At 64.0% G+C, this 17,062-nt stretch carries 17 protein-coding genes; 7 read left to right on the top strand and 10 right to left on the bottom strand.

From position 1 onward, the window contains the following. Positions 1 to 72: 72 nt before the first annotated feature. The 4 genes from G7026_RS01630 to G7026_RS01615 all read right to left on the bottom strand — a co-directional run bounded on the left by G7026_RS01630 (position 73) and on the right by G7026_RS01615 (position 4,060). Positions 73 to 729 (bottom strand): OmpA family protein, encoded by a 657-nt coding sequence (locus G7026_RS01630; protein WP_181068899.1) that lies wholly within the window; start codon positions 727 to 729, stop codon positions 73 to 75. Positions 730 to 872: 143 nt separating this feature from the next. Continuing rightward, positions 873 to 1,514, bottom strand: coding sequence for an MBL fold metallo-hydrolase (locus G7026_RS01625; RefSeq protein WP_181068898.1), 642 nt, complete (start codon positions 1,512 to 1,514; stop codon positions 873 to 875). Between the two features lie 82 nt (positions 1,515 to 1,596). Then, positions 1,597 to 3,279: a fatty acid--CoA ligase gene (locus G7026_RS01620; protein ID WP_181068897.1), complete on the bottom strand. Its 1,683-nt coding sequence runs from the start codon at positions 3,277 to 3,279 to the stop codon at positions 1,597 to 1,599. Positions 3,280 to 3,430: 151 nt separating this feature from the next. Further along, positions 3,431 to 4,060, bottom strand: coding sequence for a LysE family translocator (locus G7026_RS01615; protein WP_181068896.1), 630 nt, complete (start codon positions 4,058 to 4,060; stop codon positions 3,431 to 3,433). A gap of 67 nt (positions 4,061 to 4,127) precedes the next feature. Here G7026_RS01615 and G7026_RS01610 point away from each other — a divergent pair, with 67 nt between their 5' ends. The 4 genes from G7026_RS01610 to G7026_RS01595 all read left to right on the top strand — a co-directional run bounded on the left by G7026_RS01610 (position 4,128) and on the right by G7026_RS01595 (position 7,521). Further along, positions 4,128 to 5,090, top strand: coding sequence for a 2-hydroxyacid dehydrogenase (locus G7026_RS01610; RefSeq protein ID WP_181068895.1), 963 nt, complete (start codon positions 4,128 to 4,130; stop codon positions 5,088 to 5,090). A gap of 69 nt (positions 5,091 to 5,159) precedes the next feature. Continuing rightward, positions 5,160 to 6,158, top strand: a complete 999-nt coding sequence (locus G7026_RS01605; protein ID WP_181068894.1) for a class I SAM-dependent methyltransferase — start codon at positions 5,160 to 5,162, stop codon at positions 6,156 to 6,158. A gap of 248 nt (positions 6,159 to 6,406) precedes the next feature. Then, positions 6,407 to 6,994: a TMEM165/GDT1 family protein gene (locus G7026_RS01600; protein WP_181068893.1), complete on the top strand. Its 588-nt coding sequence runs from the start codon at positions 6,407 to 6,409 to the stop codon at positions 6,992 to 6,994. Between the two features lie 83 nt (positions 6,995 to 7,077). Then, positions 7,078 to 7,521 carry an ester cyclase gene (locus tag G7026_RS01595; protein ID WP_181068892.1) on the top strand — a complete coding sequence of 148 codons (444 nt, stop codon included), beginning with the start codon at positions 7,078 to 7,080 and terminating at the stop codon, positions 7,519 to 7,521. A 16-nt stretch (positions 7,522 to 7,537) separates the two neighbouring features. On the opposite strand, the gene G7026_RS01590 is transcribed toward G7026_RS01595, so the two are convergent. Next, complete coding sequence (locus G7026_RS01590; protein WP_181068891.1) at positions 7,538 to 8,356, bottom strand: M48 family metallopeptidase; 819 nt, start codon at positions 8,354 to 8,356, stop codon at positions 7,538 to 7,540. A gap of 143 nt (positions 8,357 to 8,499) precedes the next feature. On the opposite strand from G7026_RS01590, the gene G7026_RS01585 reads away from it, so the two are divergent. After that, positions 8,500 to 10,629 carry a methyl-accepting chemotaxis protein gene (locus G7026_RS01585; protein WP_181068890.1) on the top strand — a complete coding sequence of 710 codons (2,130 nt, stop codon included), beginning with the start codon at positions 8,500 to 8,502 and terminating at the stop codon, positions 10,627 to 10,629. A 4-nt stretch (positions 10,630 to 10,633) separates the two neighbouring features. Here G7026_RS01585 and G7026_RS01580 read toward each other — a convergent pair whose 3' ends face one another. The 3 genes from G7026_RS01580 to G7026_RS01570 are packed head-to-tail and all read right to left on the bottom strand — an operon-like array spanning position 10,634 to position 11,736. Next, a complete protein-coding gene (locus G7026_RS01580) occupies positions 10,634 to 11,254 on the bottom strand; it encodes an SOS response-associated peptidase (protein WP_181068889.1) in 621 nt (206 codons plus the stop codon). Between the two features lie 39 nt (positions 11,255 to 11,293). After that, positions 11,294 to 11,554 carry a putative signal transducing protein gene (locus G7026_RS01575; protein ID WP_181068888.1) on the bottom strand — a complete coding sequence of 87 codons (261 nt, stop codon included), beginning with the start codon at positions 11,552 to 11,554 and terminating at the stop codon, positions 11,294 to 11,296. Next, positions 11,554 to 11,736, bottom strand: a complete 183-nt coding sequence (locus G7026_RS01570; RefSeq protein ID WP_181068887.1) for a CPXCG motif-containing cysteine-rich protein — start codon at positions 11,734 to 11,736, stop codon at positions 11,554 to 11,556. The genes G7026_RS01575 and G7026_RS01570 overlap by 1 nt, the downstream gene beginning before the upstream one ends. Before the next feature lie 90 nt (positions 11,737 to 11,826). Here G7026_RS01570 and G7026_RS01565 point away from each other — a divergent pair, with 90 nt between their 5' ends. After that, positions 11,827 to 12,987: a 1-acyl-sn-glycerol-3-phosphate acyltransferase gene (locus tag G7026_RS01565; RefSeq protein ID WP_181068886.1), complete on the top strand. Its 1,161-nt coding sequence runs from the start codon at positions 11,827 to 11,829 to the stop codon at positions 12,985 to 12,987. Positions 12,988 to 13,323: 336 nt separating this feature from the next. Further along, a complete protein-coding gene (locus G7026_RS01560; protein WP_181069225.1) occupies positions 13,324 to 14,673 on the top strand; it encodes a DUF1329 domain-containing protein in 1,350 nt (449 codons plus the stop codon). A 116-nt stretch (positions 14,674 to 14,789) separates the two neighbouring features. On the opposite strand, the gene G7026_RS01555 is transcribed toward G7026_RS01560, so the two are convergent. Then, entirely contained in the window at positions 14,790 to 15,374 is a 585-nt protein-coding gene (locus tag G7026_RS01555; protein ID WP_181068885.1) for a YajG family lipoprotein, read from the bottom strand. Between the two features lie 175 nt (positions 15,375 to 15,549). Continuing rightward, the gene (gene mqo, locus G7026_RS01550; RefSeq protein ID WP_258190138.1) at positions 15,550 to 17,055 is read right to left on the bottom strand and encodes a malate dehydrogenase (quinone); all 1,506 of its coding nucleotides are present in this window, start codon (positions 17,053 to 17,055) and stop codon (positions 15,550 to 15,552) included. Between the last annotated feature and the right edge of the window lie 7 nt (positions 17,056 to 17,062).

Raw genomic sequence — 17,062 nt, 5'->3', positions numbered from 1 at the left:
CAGAACCTCCGAATTCGTCACATTATTGGCGACGGAAAACCAGCAAAGCAGGCAGAGGGAGTCGCTTGTGGCTTACATCTGGATCAGGTTGATCTCGACACGACGATTCTGTGCACGCCCCGCCTCTGTGCTATTGCTGGCGATGGGCTGGCTCGGGCCGGCGCCATAGGCGGAGATGCGATTGGACGGGATACCGTTGGACATCAGGTAAGACGCCACGCTCTGCGCGCGACGATTGGACAGGTCCTGGTTCAGCTGCAACGAGCCGGTGCTGTCGGTATGGCCGACGATGTTCACGCCGTTCTTGTTGAACTCCTTGAACACCAGCACCAGCGAGTTCAGCGTCGAGTAGAAGCTCGAGGAAATGTCGGAGGAGTTGCTGCCGAAGGTGATGTTGCCTGGCATGATCAGGGTCAGCTGGTCACCGTTGCGCTGCACCTGCACGCCAGTGCCCTGCAGTGTCTGACGCAGCTTGGCTTCCTGGGTGTCGACGTAGTAGCCGTAGCCGCCAGCAGCTGCGCCACCGACGGCGGCGCCGATCAGCGCGCCCTTGGTACGGTCCTTCTTGCTGGAGGTGGCCGCGCCGATGACCGCGCCGCTCACCGCGCCAATGCCGCCATAAATGCCGGCCTTGCCCGCCTGGGACTCACCGGTGTAAGGGTTGGTGGTACAACCGGCGAGCAGTACGAGGCCTGCAGCCACGGCGGTCAGGTTACCCAGCATCTTCATATGTACTTCCTTAGATCATGTTCGGTTATCAAACTGGCCGCCCCGACGGAGCAGGCTCCTGCAGGGCGCGGCAAGATTAACAAGATGAAGCGCAGCGGAGTGGGAACCGGCCATCAGAACGATAATCGGTAGGCGCTGCCGGATCAGGCGCGCACGAAGGGGTTCTCTCGCATTTCATCGCCCAGCCGGGTATCGGCGCCGTGACCGGCGACCACCGTGGCGTCCTCGTCCAGCCGGTACAGCCGCTGTCTGATCGAGCGTTCCAGGGCAACCCGGTCGCCACCCCACAGGTCGGTCCTGCCGACGCCACGACGAAACAGCGTATCGCCGGCAATCAGCAGCTTCGCCTCCGGAAACCAGAAGCTCATCGAGCCCGGCGTGTGTCCCGGCGTGTGCAGCGCAACGCCACAACCACAGTCCAGCGCCTGGTCATCGGTCAGCCACTGGTCCGACGCAGGCACCGGCGCGTAGGGCACGCCGAACAGCTGGCACTGCATCTCCAGGTTATCCCAGAGGAACTGGTCGTCCTTGTGCAGATGCAGGGTGGCGCCGGTCTTCTCCTTCATCTGCCCGGAGGCGAGAAAATGATCCAGGTGGGCATGGGTGTGAATGATGCTCACCAGCTTGAGGCCGTGGGCGTCCAGGCGCGACAGGATCAGCTCCGGGTCTCCGCCCGGATCGACGACCATGGCCGTCTTGGTCAGCGGGTCACCGATGATCGTGCAGTTGCACTGCAAAGGCCCGACAGGGAAGGTTTCGCGAATCAGGGAAGCGGAATTCGACACGGAGAGCCTCGCTGCGGTGGTGTCATGCCGCGCAGGTTATCAAGACCTGGCGCGGCATGCCCGTCGCGACGCTGGCGGAGCCTCAGAGCGACGACAGTTCCACGCCGCCCTCTTCCTGCCAGCGGGCGATGTCGACGCGGATGCGCTTTTTGTCGAGCTTGCCGACGCTGGTCTTGGGGATTTCCGCGACCAGGGCGATCTGCGAGGGGATCGCCCACTTGTTGATCTGCCCCGCGTCCACGGCAGGCTGGAGGAAGTCCTGCAGGGTGAGGGCATCGAGCGACTGCCCTTGCGCAAGTACCAGCAGCGCGAACGGGCGCTCGCCCCAGCGCTCGTCCGGCACGCCGACCACGGCCACTTCGCGCACCGCCGGATGACGGCTGATCAGGTCTTCGAGGGCCAGCGACGATAACCACTCGCCGCCGGTTTTGATCACGTCCTTGATGCGGTCGCGGATGTCGATGGCGCCGCCGGGATCGATCGAGGCGACGTCGCCGGTATGCAACCAGCCGCCCTGCCAGAGCTCCTCGCCCTTTTCCGGCTCTCGGAAGTAGCTCTGTGTCAGCCAGGGCGCACGCAACACCAGCTCGCCCTGGGCCACACCGTCGGCGGGCAGGAAGCTGCCGTCCGCGCCCTGAATCGCCGCGTCGACCAGCACCACCGGAACGCCGGCCTTCAGGTAGGCCCGGGTCTGCGCCTCCTCGCCAGCTTCGAGCAGTTCATCGCTGATATGCGCACCGGAAATCAGCGGGCAGGTCTCCGACATGCCATAGGCCGCCGACAGGCGCATGCCGCGCGCCTTGGCCGCCTCGTAACAGCCTCGGTTGAGCGCGCTGCCGCCGACGATGATCTTCCAGCCGGCGAAATCGATGTCCTGAGCGGTGCCGGCGTTGAGCAGCATCTGCACGATGGTCGGCACGCAGTGGGAGAACGTGACCTTCTCCCGGCGCCAGAGCTCGATCAGGAATTGTGGATCGTAGCGCCCGGGGTAGACCTGCTTGACCCCAAGCATGGTCGCCACATACGGCATCCCCCAGGCGTGCACGTGAAACATCGGTGTGATCGGCATGTAGACGTCACCGGTTCGCATCAGCTCCGGGTCTTCCTTGCCGGTCACTGTGACCGCCGCGGCCAGGGTGTGCAGCACCAGCTGCCGATGGGTGAAATACACCCCCTTCGGGTTGCCGGTGGTTCCGGTGGTATAGAAGGTGGTCGCGACCGAATCCTCGTCGAAGTCGGGGAAGTCATAGTGCGGCTCGGCGCCGGCCAGCAACTGCTCGTACTCGCCGAGGCAATCGGGCAGCTCTGCATCGGCCGCGCCCTGGTCGGCCAGCAGGATGGTCTTCTCCACGGAGGTCAGCTGACCGGCGATGGCCTGATATAGAGGTGCGAACTCGCCATTGACCAGCACGAAGCGGTCGTCGGCGTGGTTCATGGTGTAGAGGATCTGTTCCGGCGACAGGCGCACGTTGATGGTGTGCACGACCGCGCCGATCATCGGGATGGCGAACATGCACTCCAAGTAGCGGTGGCTGTCCCAATCCATCACCGCTACGGTATCGCCAGCCTTGACCCCGGCCGCGGTGAGCACATTGGCCAGCCGCGCGATGCGCTCGTTGAGCGTGCGGTAATCAAAGCGGAGCTGGTCGCGGTAGACGATTTCTCGGGTGCGCTCGTAACGCTTTCCGGAGAGCAGCAGCTGCTTGATCAGCAGTGGGTATTGATAGGCGTTGTCGGCCGGTTTGAGGACTCGGGTCTGCAGCATCGGAGGGCATTCCTTTTTATTGGAGTTGTTGCCCGCACTCTAGTGGGCGGTCGAACGCCGTTGAACCCGTCTAAAGTGCGATTTTGGCCAGCAGCCATCTCGACCTCGCAACATGCCGCGCGATTCCCCACCGACACAGGTTGTAGAACTTTCAGCGCAGCTCGGTCAGCGCCAGCCTCGCGCCCAGCCCCACCAGCACGGCGCCCATCAGGCGATCGAACCAGTGCCCCATGCGGGCGAAACCCGCGCGAACGCGCCGGCGACTGAACAGCCAGGCAACCAGGCAGAACCAGAGCGCCGTCGCGACGGCGAGGTAGACGCCGTAACCGGCCTGCACCGCAAGCGGCGTCTGCGGACTGATCACTACGGTGAACAGGGAAAGAAAGAACAGGGTCGCCTTCGGGTTCAATCCATTGGTGACGAAACCGGTGACGAAGGCCCGTTGCCACGAAACCTGAGGCTGTTCCGACGTGGGCTCCAGCGCACCGACGCCCATGGGGCGAGCACGCAGGGCGCGCACGCCCAGATACAACAGATAACCGGCCGCCAGCCATTTGAAGAGGTTGAACAGCATCACCGACTGCGAGACGATCAGGCCGATACCCAGAAGCGAATACGCGACGTGCACGAGGATGCCGCTGCCCACCCCCAGCGCCGTCCAGCTGCCCACGCGCCGCCCCTGGGTGACGCTTTCACGCACCACCACCGCGAAATCCGGGCCCGGGCTGGCGACGGCCAGCAGATGCACCAGGGCCACGGTCAGAAATTCCATCCAGTACATGTCTCACGCTCCGCTCAACACCGGTTGGCATTCTCGACCAGCCAGAGCCACAACAAAAGGTACAGTCATGACCAATCGCCGCGCCGTTTTCCTCGACCTCGCCCCGCTGGACCAGGGCGACCTCGACCTGTCATCGCTAAAGGGCGTGTTCGACGAGCTGATCTGCCATGAGCACACCGCCCCACAGGACATCGTCGAACGGCTGCAGGGCGCTCAGGTGGCGATCATCAACAAGATCGCACTCGGCGCCGAGGTGCTGGCCGCCTGCCCGACGCTCGAGCTAATCCTGGTCAGCGCCACGGGTGTGAACAACATCGACCTGAACGCGGCGCGCGAACAGGGGATCACCGTGTGCAACTGCCAGGGTTATGGCACCGCGACGGTGGCCCAGCACACCCTCGCCCTGCTGCTGGCGCTGGCCATACGGCTGCCCGACTACCAGCGCGCGGTACAGGCCGGTCGCTGGCAGGAGACAGGCCACTTCTGCCTGCTGGACTTCCCCATCGTCGAGCTCGAAGGCAAGACCTTGGGCCTGCTCGGCCACGGCGAGCTGGGCAGCGCCGTCGCACGGCTGGCCGAGGCGCTCGGCATGCGCGTGCTGATCGGCAACCTGCCGGGCCGTCCGGAGCGCGCCGACAGGCTTTCGCTGGACGAACTGCTGCCGCAGGTAGACGCCCTGACCCTGCATTGCCCCCTGACCGAAGCGACCCGCAACCTGATCGGCGCCCGCGAGCTGGCACTGCTCAAGCCTACCGCGTTCGTCATCAACGCCGCACGCGGCGGGCTGATCGATGAACAGGCGCTGGCCGACAGCCTGCGCAGCGGCCACCTGGGCGGCGCGGCGACTGACGTGCTCACGGTGGAGCCGCCAGTCAATGGCAACCCGCTGCTGGCCGAGGACATTCCGCGTCTGATCATCACTCCCCACAGTGCCTGGGGCAGCCGCGAAGCCCGCCAGCGTATCGTTGGACAGCTGGCCGAGAACGCCAGCGCCTTCTTCGCCGGAGAGCCCAAACGCCAGGTCAGCTGATCGCGCGGGTAGGCATGCCGCAGCGGCGGCAAGGCTGATAAGCTTCGCCGCTTTTTCAGAGGAGTCGCCATGGATCCGCGCAGCGAAGTCATCTTGCGCCAGGCCGAGCTGTTCGGCGGCAACCTGTTGCTGGCGGGCCTGCCGGCCGACGACCTGCTCGGCCACCTGCCGAACGCCAGCGGCTGGAGCTGGCATGCCGGCGACCAGCTGCGCCTACAGGCGCGCTTTGGGGAGCGTTGCCTGTTCGGGGTGACCCCGCCGCCGCAGCCCTTCGACGCCGCCGTGCTGTTCCTGCCCAAATCGCGCGAGCTGAGCGACTACCTGCTGCGCGCGCTGGCCAGCCGGCTGGCCGACAAGCCTCTCTACCTGGTCGGCGAAAAACGCGGCGGCATCGAACGTGCCGCCCGCCAACTCGAGGAATTCGGCACCCCACGCAAGCTCGATAGTGCGCGCCATTGCCAGCTCTGGCAGCTGATGGTGAGAGACGCCCCCGCCGCCCCGGTGCTCGAAGAACTTGCGCGCCATTTCACTCTCGATCTGCCGGATGGCCCGTTGGAGGTCGTGAGCCTGCCCGGCGTATTCAGCCATGGGCGGCTGGATCGCGGCAGCGCCTTGCTGCTGACCCAGCTCGAACACCTGCCGAGCGGCCGGATACTGGACTTCGGCTGCGGCGCCGGCGTGCTCGGCAGCGCCCTCAAGCGGCGCTACCCCGAGAGCGACCTGGTGTTGTTGGATGTCGATGCCTTTGCCGTGCAGAGCAGCCGCATGACCCTCGCTGCCAATCAGCTGCAGGCCGAAGTCATCGCCGCCGACGGGATCGACGGCGCACCGATGGGCCTTGCGGCCATCGTCAGCAATCCTCCCTTCCACCAGGGTGTGCATACCGATTACCAAGCCAGCGAAACCCTGTTCCAGCGCGCTGCGGCCCACCTGATTCCCAACGGCGAGCTGCGCCTGGTGGCCAATGCGTTTCTCAGATACCCCCCGTTGATCGAGGCGGCGCTGGGCCCCTGCCAGACACTGAGTGAGGCCGACGGCTTCCGGATTTACCGGGCCAAACGGCGTTAGCCTGTTGCACAACCGGGTGTGCTTGGGCAAACTCGCGCCCGTCCTGGGGGAGTAGTCTCGGCGAGCACCTTGCCCGCCCGGCGTGCGTCAACACACTTGGTCCGCAGACCATGGCGCCCGCGACCAGCGAAGCTGCCTTACAGCCTTCGCCTGGCCTGACAAGACCCATGACATGAACACCTGATCCCGGGGGCGGGCAGGTCGTGCATGTCATGGTGAAATGTCGGCCCGCCCCTTTCGGAACTCGTTTGGAATCCTTCTTCATACCCACGTTGGTCGTTGCCCTCGCCGAGATTGGCGATAAAACGCAGCTGCTCGCATTACTTCTGGCGGCGCGCTACCGACGACCCTGGCCGATCATCGCGGGAATAGTCGTCGCCACGCTGGCCAACCATCTGTTCGCCGGCCTGATCGGCAACTGGGTATCGAGTGCCCTCTCCGAAACCACCCTGAGCTGGATCCTGGCGGCAGCCTTTGCCACAGTTGCCGTCTGGAGTCTGATTCCCGACAAGCTCGACGAAGACGAGGCCTCCCGCGGACGCCGCTACGGCCCCTTCTTCGCCACGCTGATCGCCTTCTTTCTCGCCGAGATGGGTGACAAGACCCAGGTCGCAACTGTGATGCTGGCCGCACAGTATCCGGAATTCATTCTGGTTATCCTCGGCACCACACTGGGCATGCTGGTCGCCAACGTGCCAGTGGTTCTGGCGGGCAACTTTGCAGCCGATCGTCTGCCGCTGACGCTCATTCGTCGCATAGCAGCTGCAGCGTTCGCTGGACTAGCCTTGTATGCCACCTATAAAGCGTTGAGCCTCAGTGGAATGCTGCCTTTCTGACTGCCGGCACGACTATCCGAACCCAGGGACGCTGCGACATGCTTGATCGCATGCCGCAGCCGAACCCCAGGAGAGAAGCTGCAATGTCACCGGATGATTGCAAGAAGCGGGTCCGAACTCACATCGACCTTAGCTGGAACAAGGGTCGCCTGGCTCTGGCCGAACAGCTGCAAAGCAAATACTTCACCTACAAGAGTTCCCTGGCCTTGCAACCGCTGGATAGCGCCGGGTTCGCCCAGATCGTGCGGGACATACGCGAGGCAATGCCGGATCTTGAAGTGGTGATCGACGAGTGCCTCAGCGAAGGCAACAAGGTCGTCACCTCCAGCACCTTGATCGGCACGCTGGTTAAGCCGGCGTTCGGGCGTCAGCCGAGCGACAAGATCATGGCAATCGCCGCGATGTCGATCTGGACGCTCAACCCGGCTGGGGATATCGAAGAGCTCAATTCGCTGTTCGACCTCGATGGCGGACGCTCCCTGATGCCTCAGGAAGCGCCCCTTGCGCAGGTGCAGCCGCTGGCATGAGCGGCTGCCCCTGAGATCAGCTGCCCGTGCGGGCTTGCTGGTACAAGGGTATCACTTTTGGGATGTTCGCCTGCAACGCGGCGATACGGCTGCCGGACGACGGGTGGGTGCTCATGAATTCCGGCGGAGCCGAGCCGCCTGCCTGGTTCATCTTTTCCCATAGCGTGACAGCCGCGTTCGGGTTGTAACCACCACGGGCGGCCAACTCCAGGCCGATCAGGTCGGCCTCATTCTCGTTGGCACGGCTGTTGGGCAGCGTCATCAGGTACTCCACGCCCATGTTGGCAAGCTGCAAGCTGCCGTCACCAAGGCCGAATGCGGAACCCAGCTGGGTGGCCATCTGCACGCCATAGGCCTTGGACATCGCCTCTCGTCCATGCTCGCGCAGGGCATGGGCGATCTCATGCCCCATCACCGCCGCGATCTCATCGTCGGTGAGGTTCAGTTTCTCGATCAGCCCGGTGTAAAAGATGATCTTGCCTCCAGGGCCGCAGTTGGCGTTCAGCTCGGGACTGTCGATCACGTTGACTTCCCAGGCCCACTGGGCCGCGTCGGGGCGGAACACCGGTGCTTTGGCGATCAGGCGCTGCCCGATGGCATTGACGCGCTTGGAAATGGCGCTGTTCTTGTCCAGCACGCCTTTCTTCGATGCTTCCTGAAGGGTTTCCTGGTACGACTGCGCATACATCTGGTTGACCTGCTCGGTCGATAGCATGCTGAACATATACTGCTTGCGATCGACCCCGATAGCGCCGCCGCTGGTGGTGTTTACCGCCTGGCAGCCCGCCAGCAACGCGGCGCCGATCAGCATCGACAGAGAGTGTGGCTTGAACATGGCGCTTCTCCATAAAACGTGGCGCGTATGCTAGAACCGGCCAGTGACCCCGGCAAGCGCGCCGCCCGCTCTTTGTATCGCAAAATTTCAGTTTTCATGACGACAGCCGATAACGGGCCATACCCATAAGAAGGCTGTTCGTCATGTTCCGATCCGTTCAGACCGCATTCGCCGCACTCGCCGGCGCAAGCATCGTCGCCATCATCGCGGCCCTACTGCTTTATGTGATGTACTCCGGTGAGCGCACCCAGGCGCTCGTCGAATCCCGTACCAGCGCGATCACCAAGACCATGGTCGAGCAGCGCGTCACGGCCCTCGCCCAGCTGCAGATCAGCCGTATCCAGTCACAGCTGCAGACGCCCCTGCTGATCACCGCCGAACTCGCCCGGGTCAATTCGCTGACAGGCAAGACCGGCGACGACGGCATGCCGCTGGCCAACCTGCGCCGCGAGGAGCTGATCAACCTGGCTCGAGAAACCCTCGACCAGAACCAGGTACTGCAGAGCATCTTCATCGCCTGGGAACCGAACGCCATCGACGCCAACGACATCATGTACCGCCGCGATGCGCCCGGCATGCTCAACGGCCGCTTCGCCACCTGGCTGCACCGCGACGTCGGCGGAAAGCTCGCCCTCGACACGCTGACGGAGATCGAGAACACCTCGATGCTGCCCACGGGCGTGCGCGCCGGCGAGTATTACCTGTGCCCGAAGGAAACCCTCAAGCCCTGCGTCGTCGACCCTGCGCCCTACGAGGCAGGCGGCAAGACCACCCTGCTCGCCTCCTTCAACGCCCCTATCCTGATTGACGGCCAGTTTCAGGGCATCATCGGCGCGGACCTCGAGGTCGACTTCATCCAGCAACTGCTCATCGAAGCCAACGGACAGCTCTACGGCGGCGCCGGCGAGATTTCGCTGATCTCCAACAACGGCCGTCTGGCCGCCTACTCGCGCGACAAGTCCATGATCGGCAAACCCGCCAGCGATGTGCTCGAGCCTGAGGACCTGGCCCATGCGCAGCAGCTCAAGGCCGGGGAATACCTCTACCAGATCGACCAGCCGCGGGGGCTGATCGAGCTGTTCCTGCCGTTCAGCTTCTCCGGCACCGATGCGCGTTGGACCCTGGCATTGGAAATGCCCATCGCCGTGGTGATGCAGGAACACCAGCAACTGATCGATACCCTCTCCTCCAACCATGACAGCAACCTGATCAGCATGTTGGTGATCGGCCTGCTGGTCGCCGCTGCCGGCCTGGCCCTCGTCTGGATCATCAGCCATCGTCTGACCCGCCCGCTGCGCCAGATGGTGGTCATGCTGGATGACATTGCCCAGGGCGACGGTGATCTCACACAGCGCTTGCACGTCGACAGCCGCAACGAGCTGGGGCAGATCGCCAAGGGCTTCAACGCGTTTCTCGGAAAATTGCAAACGATGATCGGCAACGTGGTCGGCTCGGTGCAGCAGGTCAGCGACGCCTCGGAAAATACCGCCGACATTGCCATTCGCACCGACAAGGGGGTGCAGAAGCAACTGGCCGAGATCGAACAGGTCGCCACCTCGGTCCACGAGATGACCGCCACCGCCCAGGATGTGGCACGTAACGCCACGCAAGCGGCCGAAGCGGCCAACAACGCCGACCGGGCCGCACGCCAGGGCAAGCAGGTCGTGCAGGAAACCGCCGGCACCATCGGCGATCTGGCCGGCGAGATCGGCCGCGCGGTGGGCGTGGTGCAGACACTGGCCCGGAACAGCGAGAATATCGACACCATTTTGGTCACCATCCGCAGCATCGCCGAGCAGACCAACCTGCTGGCTCTCAACGCGGCCATCGAGGCCGCGCGCGCCGGCGAGCAGGGCCGTGGTTTCGCCGTGGTGGCCGACGAGGTGCGCAACCTCGCGCAAAAGACGCAGCAGGCCACGGGCGAAATCCAGAGCATGATCCAGCAGCTGCAGGAAGGCACCCGCGGTGTGGTTCAGGTCATGGAAAACAGCCAGTTGCGTACGGAACAGAGCGTGCAGCAGGCCAGCGAGGCGGCCCGCGCCCTGGAGTCGATCACCCAGGCCGTGTCGGTGATCAACGACATGAATACCCAGATCGCCAGCGCCGCGGAACAGCAGAGCGCGGTTTCCGAGGACATCAACCGCAACGTCAGCAACATCGGCCAGGTCGCCCAGGAAGTCGCAGGGGGCGCCGAAGAGGCCAGCCGTGCCAGCGCAGGCCTGACCAAGCTGGCCGAGCAGCAGCGCCGCCTGATCAATCAGTTCAAGGTCTGACGCCCTAGTTGGCGGGCGTCAGACATTCCGGGCTGTCGAGGTTTGGGTCGTTGACCAGCGTCGCCAGCGGGCGCTCGCGCAGTGGCTGCTGCGGAGCGGCGAGTAGCGCGTCGAGTTCGCTCGGGGGCGTACGCGGATCGAGCCAGGCGGCCTGCCCGGCCGCATCGAGAATCAGCGGTCGGCGCAGGCTGGCCGCAGGCAGGGTCACCACCGCCGCGCTCAGGTAGGTATGACCCTGCACCGGGTAGGCCTCCCACAGGGCCGCGAAATAAAGAATCGAGTCCTCGCCGGTCATCCAGAACGGCCGCTTGCGCTGATTGCCACGCCATTCGTAAAAGCCGTTGGCCGGCAGCAGCCCCCGCCGCTGGCGAAAGGCATCACGAAACATCGGCTGCTCGGCCAGGGTTTCGGCGCGCGCCTGGGCCGGCGTGCGGGAGAGATCGGAAAGCCAGGCGGGGGTAAGACCCCAGCGCACCCGGTTCAACCGCGTGCCCTCGCCGGCGTCGTGCAGCAGCAGGACCGAAGCGCCAGGCGCCAGGCTCCAGTGAGGTTGCTGATCGGCGGGAAACCCCGGCAATTGCGCAAAGTCGGGATTCCAGCGAAAAAAGGCGAAGCGGCCACACATTTTGCAGAACTCATCGGGCGGGGGATGAACGGAGGGCGGTCAGCAGATCAGCTCGCCCGGATAGCTTTCCGGCTCGTCACCGGGCAAGGGATCGGCGCCATTGTACTCGGCGATCAACGTCCGCGCCCGCTCTGCATCCGCCTCGGCCACCTGCAATCCCAGCAAACCGGCGGCAGGCAGCTCGCCTATCGCGCCGATCAGGTGCTGCCCGGAAACGAAGGCCATGATGCCCTCCGCAGCGAGCATGCCGACCAGCATCTGGGCCTCCAGCAAATCGCGTGGTTCGTAGATGCGCCGCATCACTCATCCTCCCGCAACGCAGCCAGCTGCCAGTCGACACCATCGGTGCGCAGGTCGAATACGATTGGCCGGCAGCACACCGGGCAGTCTTCGGTGTACTGCTGATCCCCGGCGGACAGATCGAGCACCGCCTCGACCGGTTCTCCGCAATAGGGGCATGCGTAGTCCTGGGTTTCCAGCATCACCGGTCTCCTGTGTGACTTGTCGGTATAATGACCGTCTAGTTACCGGCCCTACATACGCGCCGGCCACGCCGTTACCTCAAAGAGAGCATGATGGACGAATTCGAAGCCATCCGACCTTACGCTGACGCCGAAGTCCCCACTGTCATGGCGCGCCTGTTCAACGACCAGACCTTTCTCGCGATTCTCGCGAGGTTTCGCTTTCCCCGTCTGGCGGGAACCCTTGGCTGGGCGCTCAAGCCCCTGATCGCCCATCGCCTGCGCAAGGAGTTCGCCGGGCTGGCGACGGTCGACGCGCTGCAGGAGAAGATCGAGCCTTATATCGACCGCACCATCGAGCGCGCTACAGACGGTATCACCTATTCAGGCCTTGAACAGTTGCAGCGTGGCTGCGCCTACCTGTTCCTCGCCAACCACCGCGACATCGTGATGGACCCGGCGTTCGTCAACTACGCCGTATACCAGGCAGGCCTGCGCACGCCGCGCATCGCCATCGGCGACAACCTGCTGCAGCGCCCCTTCGTCAGCGACCTGATGCGCCTGAACAAGAGCTTCATCGTTCATCGTTCGATCACCGGCAGGCGTGAAAAGCTCGCGGCGTACCAAATGCTCTCGGCGTACATCAATCATTCAATCCGCCATGACGGCGAGTCGGTCTGGATCGCCCAAGCCGAAGGGCGCGCCAAGGACGGGGACGATCGAACCGACTCGGCGATTCTCAAGATGCTGCACATGAGCCGCAAGGACGCGCCCTTCGCCGAGGCGATGGCCGAACTGCACCCAACGCCGGTCTCGATCAGCTACGAATACGACCCGTGCGACCAGGCCAAGGCACGTGAGCTCTACATCCGCTCCACCACCGGCAGTTACACCAAGGCGCCGGGCGAAGACGATGCCAGCATCGCCCTGGGCATCACCGGCTACAAAGGACGGGTACACGTCCATTTCGGCGCCCCGATGGAGCGCGTCCCCGAAGATGCCAAGCAGTTCGCGGTGGCGCTGGATCGGGAGATCCTCGGCAACTACCGCCTGTTCCCGGTGAACTACCTGGCCTATCACATGTGGGCTGGCAAGGACCCCGCACTGGAGGTGCCGGACGCCGCCACGCTGTTCGGCGAGCATGAACTGCAGCGTGCCCATGCCGAGTGGAGCAAGCGTCTGGCGGCCTGCCCGAGCGCGCAGCAGCCATATCTTGTCGAGCAGTACGCCACCCCGGTTCGCAACCAGTACCAGATCCGCCGGAACGGCTGACCCCGACGCCTGGCGACGCTCGCGCGGGGCGCCACCTCCCTCCTGCCGACAGACCGACCGTGACCATTCAGGCGGCATTTGCCTCGTTTATGGTCGTTCCTAAGCCGTGGCGTCCTTGACTATAGTGGCGCCCGGCTGCACCCTCAAAACCCCCGAAGGGCCTATCCAGAGCATGTGAACATGCCAGGCGGAACAGCCAGAAGCCCCGGGAACGCCCGCTATCAGGCCAAGACCCCGTGACGCCCCTTCGGCGCCACCGGCCCTGCGACTGAATAACGACGGCACGATGGTCAATGCGCTTCAGGATTACAGGAATAAGAACAAATGAAACGAATAATGCTGAAAACGGGGGCTTTCACTCTCTCTCTGCTGGCTGCCAGCGCCATGGCGGCGGTATCGGATTCCGATGCGGCCAAGCTGGGCGCCAGCCTCACGCCGATAGGCGCGGAAAAGGCGGGCAACGCCGCAGGCACCATTCCGGAGTGGACAGGCGGTTTGCCGGAGAACGCCGCACCTGTCACCGACACCGGCTTCGTGACCGACCCTTTCCCGAATGACAAACCCAAGTTCGTCATCACCGCCGAGAATGTCGACCAGTACAAGGACAACCTCTCGCCTGGCCAGCTCGCCATGTTCAAGCGCTATCCGGACACGTATCGGATGCCGGTGTTCGAGACCCGCCGCAGCGCCGCCATGCCTCAGAGCATCTACGAGGCAGCCAAGCGCAACGCCACCCGCACCAACCTGGTCCGCGGCGGCAACGGCCTGGAAAACTTCGATACCGCTGTCGCCTTCCCGATCCCCCAGGACGGCCTGGAAGTCATCTGGAACCACATCACCCGCTATCGCGGCGGCTCGGCACGGCGCGTAGTCGCCCAGGCCACCCCGCAGGTCAATGGCAACTTCAGCCTGGTCAAGTTCGTCGACGAGGTGATCTACGCCAACACCCTGACCGACTACAGCCCAGAGAAGCACGGCAACGTCCTGTTCTACTTCAAGCAACAGGTCACCGAACCCTCGCGCCTGGCCGGTAACGTGCTGCTGGTCCACGAGACCCTGGATCAGGTGAAGGAACCGCGCATGGCGTGGATCTACAACGCCGGCCAGCGCCGTGTGCGCCGCGCCCCGCAGGTGGCCTATGACGGCCCCGGCACCGCGGCCGACGGCCTGCGCACCTCCGACAACCTGGACCTGTTCAACGGCGCCCCGGATCGCTACGACTGGAAGCTGGTGGGCAAGAAGGAGCTGTACATCCCCTACAACTCCTACCGCCTGGATTCGCCGCAGCTCAAGTACAGCGATATCGTCAAGGCCGGCCACATCAACCAGGACCTGACCCGCTACGAGCTGCACCGCGTGTGGGAGGTCGAAGCGACGCTCAAGAGCGGCGAACGCCACATCTATGCCAAGCGCCACTTCTTCATCGACGAAGACACCTGGCAGGCAGCGATCGTCGACCATTACGACGGCCGCGGCCAGCTCTGGCGTGTAGCCGAGGCGCATGCCCTGTATTTCTATAACGTGCAGGTTCCGCTGTACGCGATGGAAACCCTCTACGACCTGATCTCCGGTCGCTATCTGGTGATGGGTATGAAAAACGAGGAGCGCAACCCCTACACCTACAACTATAAGGCGCATTCCAACCAGTACACCCCGGCAGCACTGCGTAACGCCGGCGTGCGCTGACCGCTCCCCTACCCTGCAAAACGCCCCGCCCCTGCGGGGCGTTTGCATTGCGCACCGGCAAGCATTCGCCCATGAAAAAGCCCGCTCGAGAGCGGGCTTTCGAGGACGGGCTCAGGTCACTGGGCCAACAGCTGACCGATGTTCTGGTCGTTGAAGACGCGGGTCAGCGCATCGCTGAGTACCTCGCTGACCAGCTTGGTGTTGGTCTGCTCGTTCGGCGCCATGCCGAAGCGCTGGTTCAGCGTCGCCCCGTAGCGACCGTTGTAACGTCGGCCCCCGTTCTGCGCATCGACGCGGAAGGTGGCGCCGATCGTGGCTTCGGTAACGTATAGGCCTTCCTTGGGCGACTGGTACTTCAGGTCCGCGAGGGTCAGGGTCAGCTGAGGCGCATTGAAGGCATTGGCCGACGGCGTGAAACCGAGCAGGCGAACCGCGGCTTCGGCCTGGGCCTGCAGCTTGGGTATCACCTTGTCGGCCGGAACGATGACCGCACTGGTCTCGGGATAGAGGCCGCCGCGGGTGCCGAGCGTCGACGAGGGACGACCATCCACGACGCGCACCATGACCGGCTGGCCTTGACCGACCGGATTGATGGTGCCGGTGAGCTTGGGATGCGGATCGAGCTGCTGGGGGCTGTGGGCGCAGCCGACCAGGCCGAGCGCCGCTACCGTGACAAGACCGAACAACAGGCGTTGCAGCATGCTGTCTACTCCAGGTGAGGGTTGGGAAGGAACGGGCCGCAGTATAGCCAGACGGACCGGCCGCTGACAGCGAGCCGATCGTAACCGAAACGGACAGGACGCCGGCAATCGAGCCGACACCAGCGCAGCAGCTTCGGCGCTCCCGGGCCGACCGCCTGGAAACGCCGGAGGCCTGTCAGTAGGACAGGCCCAGGCGCTCGTCGGAACGCGCGGTGACTTCCCGATAGACCTCGGCGTCGGTGGCCAGAAGCTTCTCGCGAGCCGGGAAGATTTCCGCCAGCTTGCTCGCCCAGGCTTGCGACTGGGCTTTTTCCGGGAAGCAGCGCTCGATCAGCTCGAGCATGATCGAAACGGTGACCGAGGCGCCCGGGGAGGCGCCCAGCAGGGCCGCGATACTGCCGTCACGGGCCGCCACCAGTTCGGTACCGAACTGCAGGATGCCGCCCTTCTTCGGGTCCTTCTTGATGATCTGCACGCGCTGACCGGCCACTTCCAGGCGCCAGTCCTCGGCCTTGGCTTCGGGGTAGAAGCCGCGCAGCGTGTCCAGGCGATCCTGCATCGACTGGCGGACTTCTCGGATCAGGTAGCGGGTGAGGTCCATGTTGTCGCGTGCAACGGCCAGCATCGGCTTGAGGTTGCTCGGCCGAATCGACATCGGCAGGTCGAGCGGCGAACCGTACTTCAGGAACTTGGTGGTGAAGCCCGCATAAGGTCCGAACAGCAGCGATTTGTTGCCATCGACCACCCGGGTGTCGAGGTGCGGCACCGACATCGGGGGGGCGCCAACCGCGGCCAGGCTGTAGACCTTTGCCTGGTGCTGTTTGACGATTTCCTGATTGTCGCAACGCAGCCACTGGCCGCTGACCGGGAAACCGCCGAAACCCTTGCCTTCCTTGATACCCGACATCTGCAGCAGCGGCAGCGCACCACCGCCGGCACCGAGAAAGACGAACCCGGCCTGGATATCACGTTCACCGCCGCTGCGGCTGTCCTTGACCTTCACTCGCCAGCCCTTGCCGCTGCGCTCGAGGTCGGTGACGCGATGGTTATAGGTAACGGTAACGCCCGGCTTGAGAGCGAGGTACTGCAGCAACTGGTTGGTCAGCGCACCGAAATTCACGTCGGTACCGTTCATGGCACGGGTCGCGGCGATCGGCTCGTCGGGCGCGCGGCCCGGCATCATCAGCGGCATCCAGTCGGCCATGGTGGCGCGGTCCTCGGTGTAGACCATGTCGGCGAAGGCGTGATGACTGCGCAGCGCCTCGTAGCGCTTGTGCAGGTAGGGGACGTTCTTGGCACCACGAACGAAGCTCAGGTGCGGAACGGCATTGATGAAGGTCTTGGCCGAACCGAAGCCTTCTCGACCGCACAGGTGAGCCCAGAACTGCTTGGAGACTTCAAACTGGGTGTTGATCGTGACCGCTTTCTTTATGTCGATCGAGCCGTCGGCCGCTTCAGGGGTGTAGTTCAGCTCGCACAAACCGGCATGACCGGTACCGGCGTTATTCCAGGGATTGGAGCTTTCGACAGCTCCAGCCTCCTGGAGCTCGACGATCTCGAGACGGATTTCAGGGTCAAGTTCCTTCAGCAGCACCGCCAGTGTAGCGCTCATGATGCCGGCTCCCACCAACACCATATCCACTGCTTCGCTATCGTGTTGCGCCATTAACGCCTTCTCCAAAATCGCA

Source organism: Stutzerimonas azotifigens, assembly GCF_013522725.1.
Classification (GTDB): Bacteria; Pseudomonadota; Gammaproteobacteria; order Pseudomonadales; family Pseudomonadaceae; genus Stutzerimonas; species Stutzerimonas azotifigens_A.
Note: the sequence above shows the minus strand (reverse complement) of the source record. Positions and strands in the feature narration are given on the sequence as shown.

Coding starts and splice junctions, on each gene's coding strand:
- G7026_RS01560 (WP_181069225.1), top strand. CDS start 13,324: ATGCTGAAAACGGGGGCTTTCACTCTCTCTCTGCTGGCTGCCAGCGCC.
- G7026_RS01620 (WP_181068897.1), bottom strand. CDS start 3,279: ATGCTGCAGACCCGAGTCCTCAAACCGGCCGACAACGCCTATCAATAC.
- G7026_RS01575 (WP_181068888.1), bottom strand. CDS start 11,554: ATGCGGCGCATCTACGAACCACGCGATTTGCTGGAGGCCCAGATGCTG.
- G7026_RS01585 (WP_181068890.1), top strand. CDS start 8,500: ATGTTCCGATCCGTTCAGACCGCATTCGCCGCACTCGCCGGCGCAAGC.
- G7026_RS01580 (WP_181068889.1), bottom strand. CDS start 11,254: ATGTGTGGCCGCTTCGCCTTTTTTCGCTGGAATCCCGACTTTGCGCAA.
- G7026_RS01610 (WP_181068895.1), top strand. CDS start 4,128: ATGACCAATCGCCGCGCCGTTTTCCTCGACCTCGCCCCGCTGGACCAG.
- G7026_RS01590 (WP_181068891.1), bottom strand. CDS start 8,356: ATGTTCAAGCCACACTCTCTGTCGATGCTGATCGGCGCCGCGTTGCTG.
- G7026_RS01555 (WP_181068885.1), bottom strand. CDS start 15,374: ATGCTGCAACGCCTGTTGTTCGGTCTTGTCACGGTAGCGGCGCTCGGC.
- G7026_RS01630 (WP_181068899.1), bottom strand. CDS start 729: ATGAAGATGCTGGGTAACCTGACCGCCGTGGCTGCAGGCCTCGTACTG.
- G7026_RS01615 (WP_181068896.1), bottom strand. CDS start 4,060: ATGTACTGGATGGAATTTCTGACCGTGGCCCTGGTGCATCTGCTGGCC.
- G7026_RS01565 (WP_181068886.1), top strand. CDS start 11,827: ATGATGGACGAATTCGAAGCCATCCGACCTTACGCTGACGCCGAAGTC.
- G7026_RS01595 (WP_181068892.1), top strand. CDS start 7,078: ATGTCACCGGATGATTGCAAGAAGCGGGTCCGAACTCACATCGACCTT.
- G7026_RS01605 (WP_181068894.1), top strand. CDS start 5,160: ATGGATCCGCGCAGCGAAGTCATCTTGCGCCAGGCCGAGCTGTTCGGC.
- G7026_RS01570 (WP_181068887.1), bottom strand. CDS start 11,736: ATGCTGGAAACCCAGGACTACGCATGCCCCTATTGCGGAGAACCGGTC.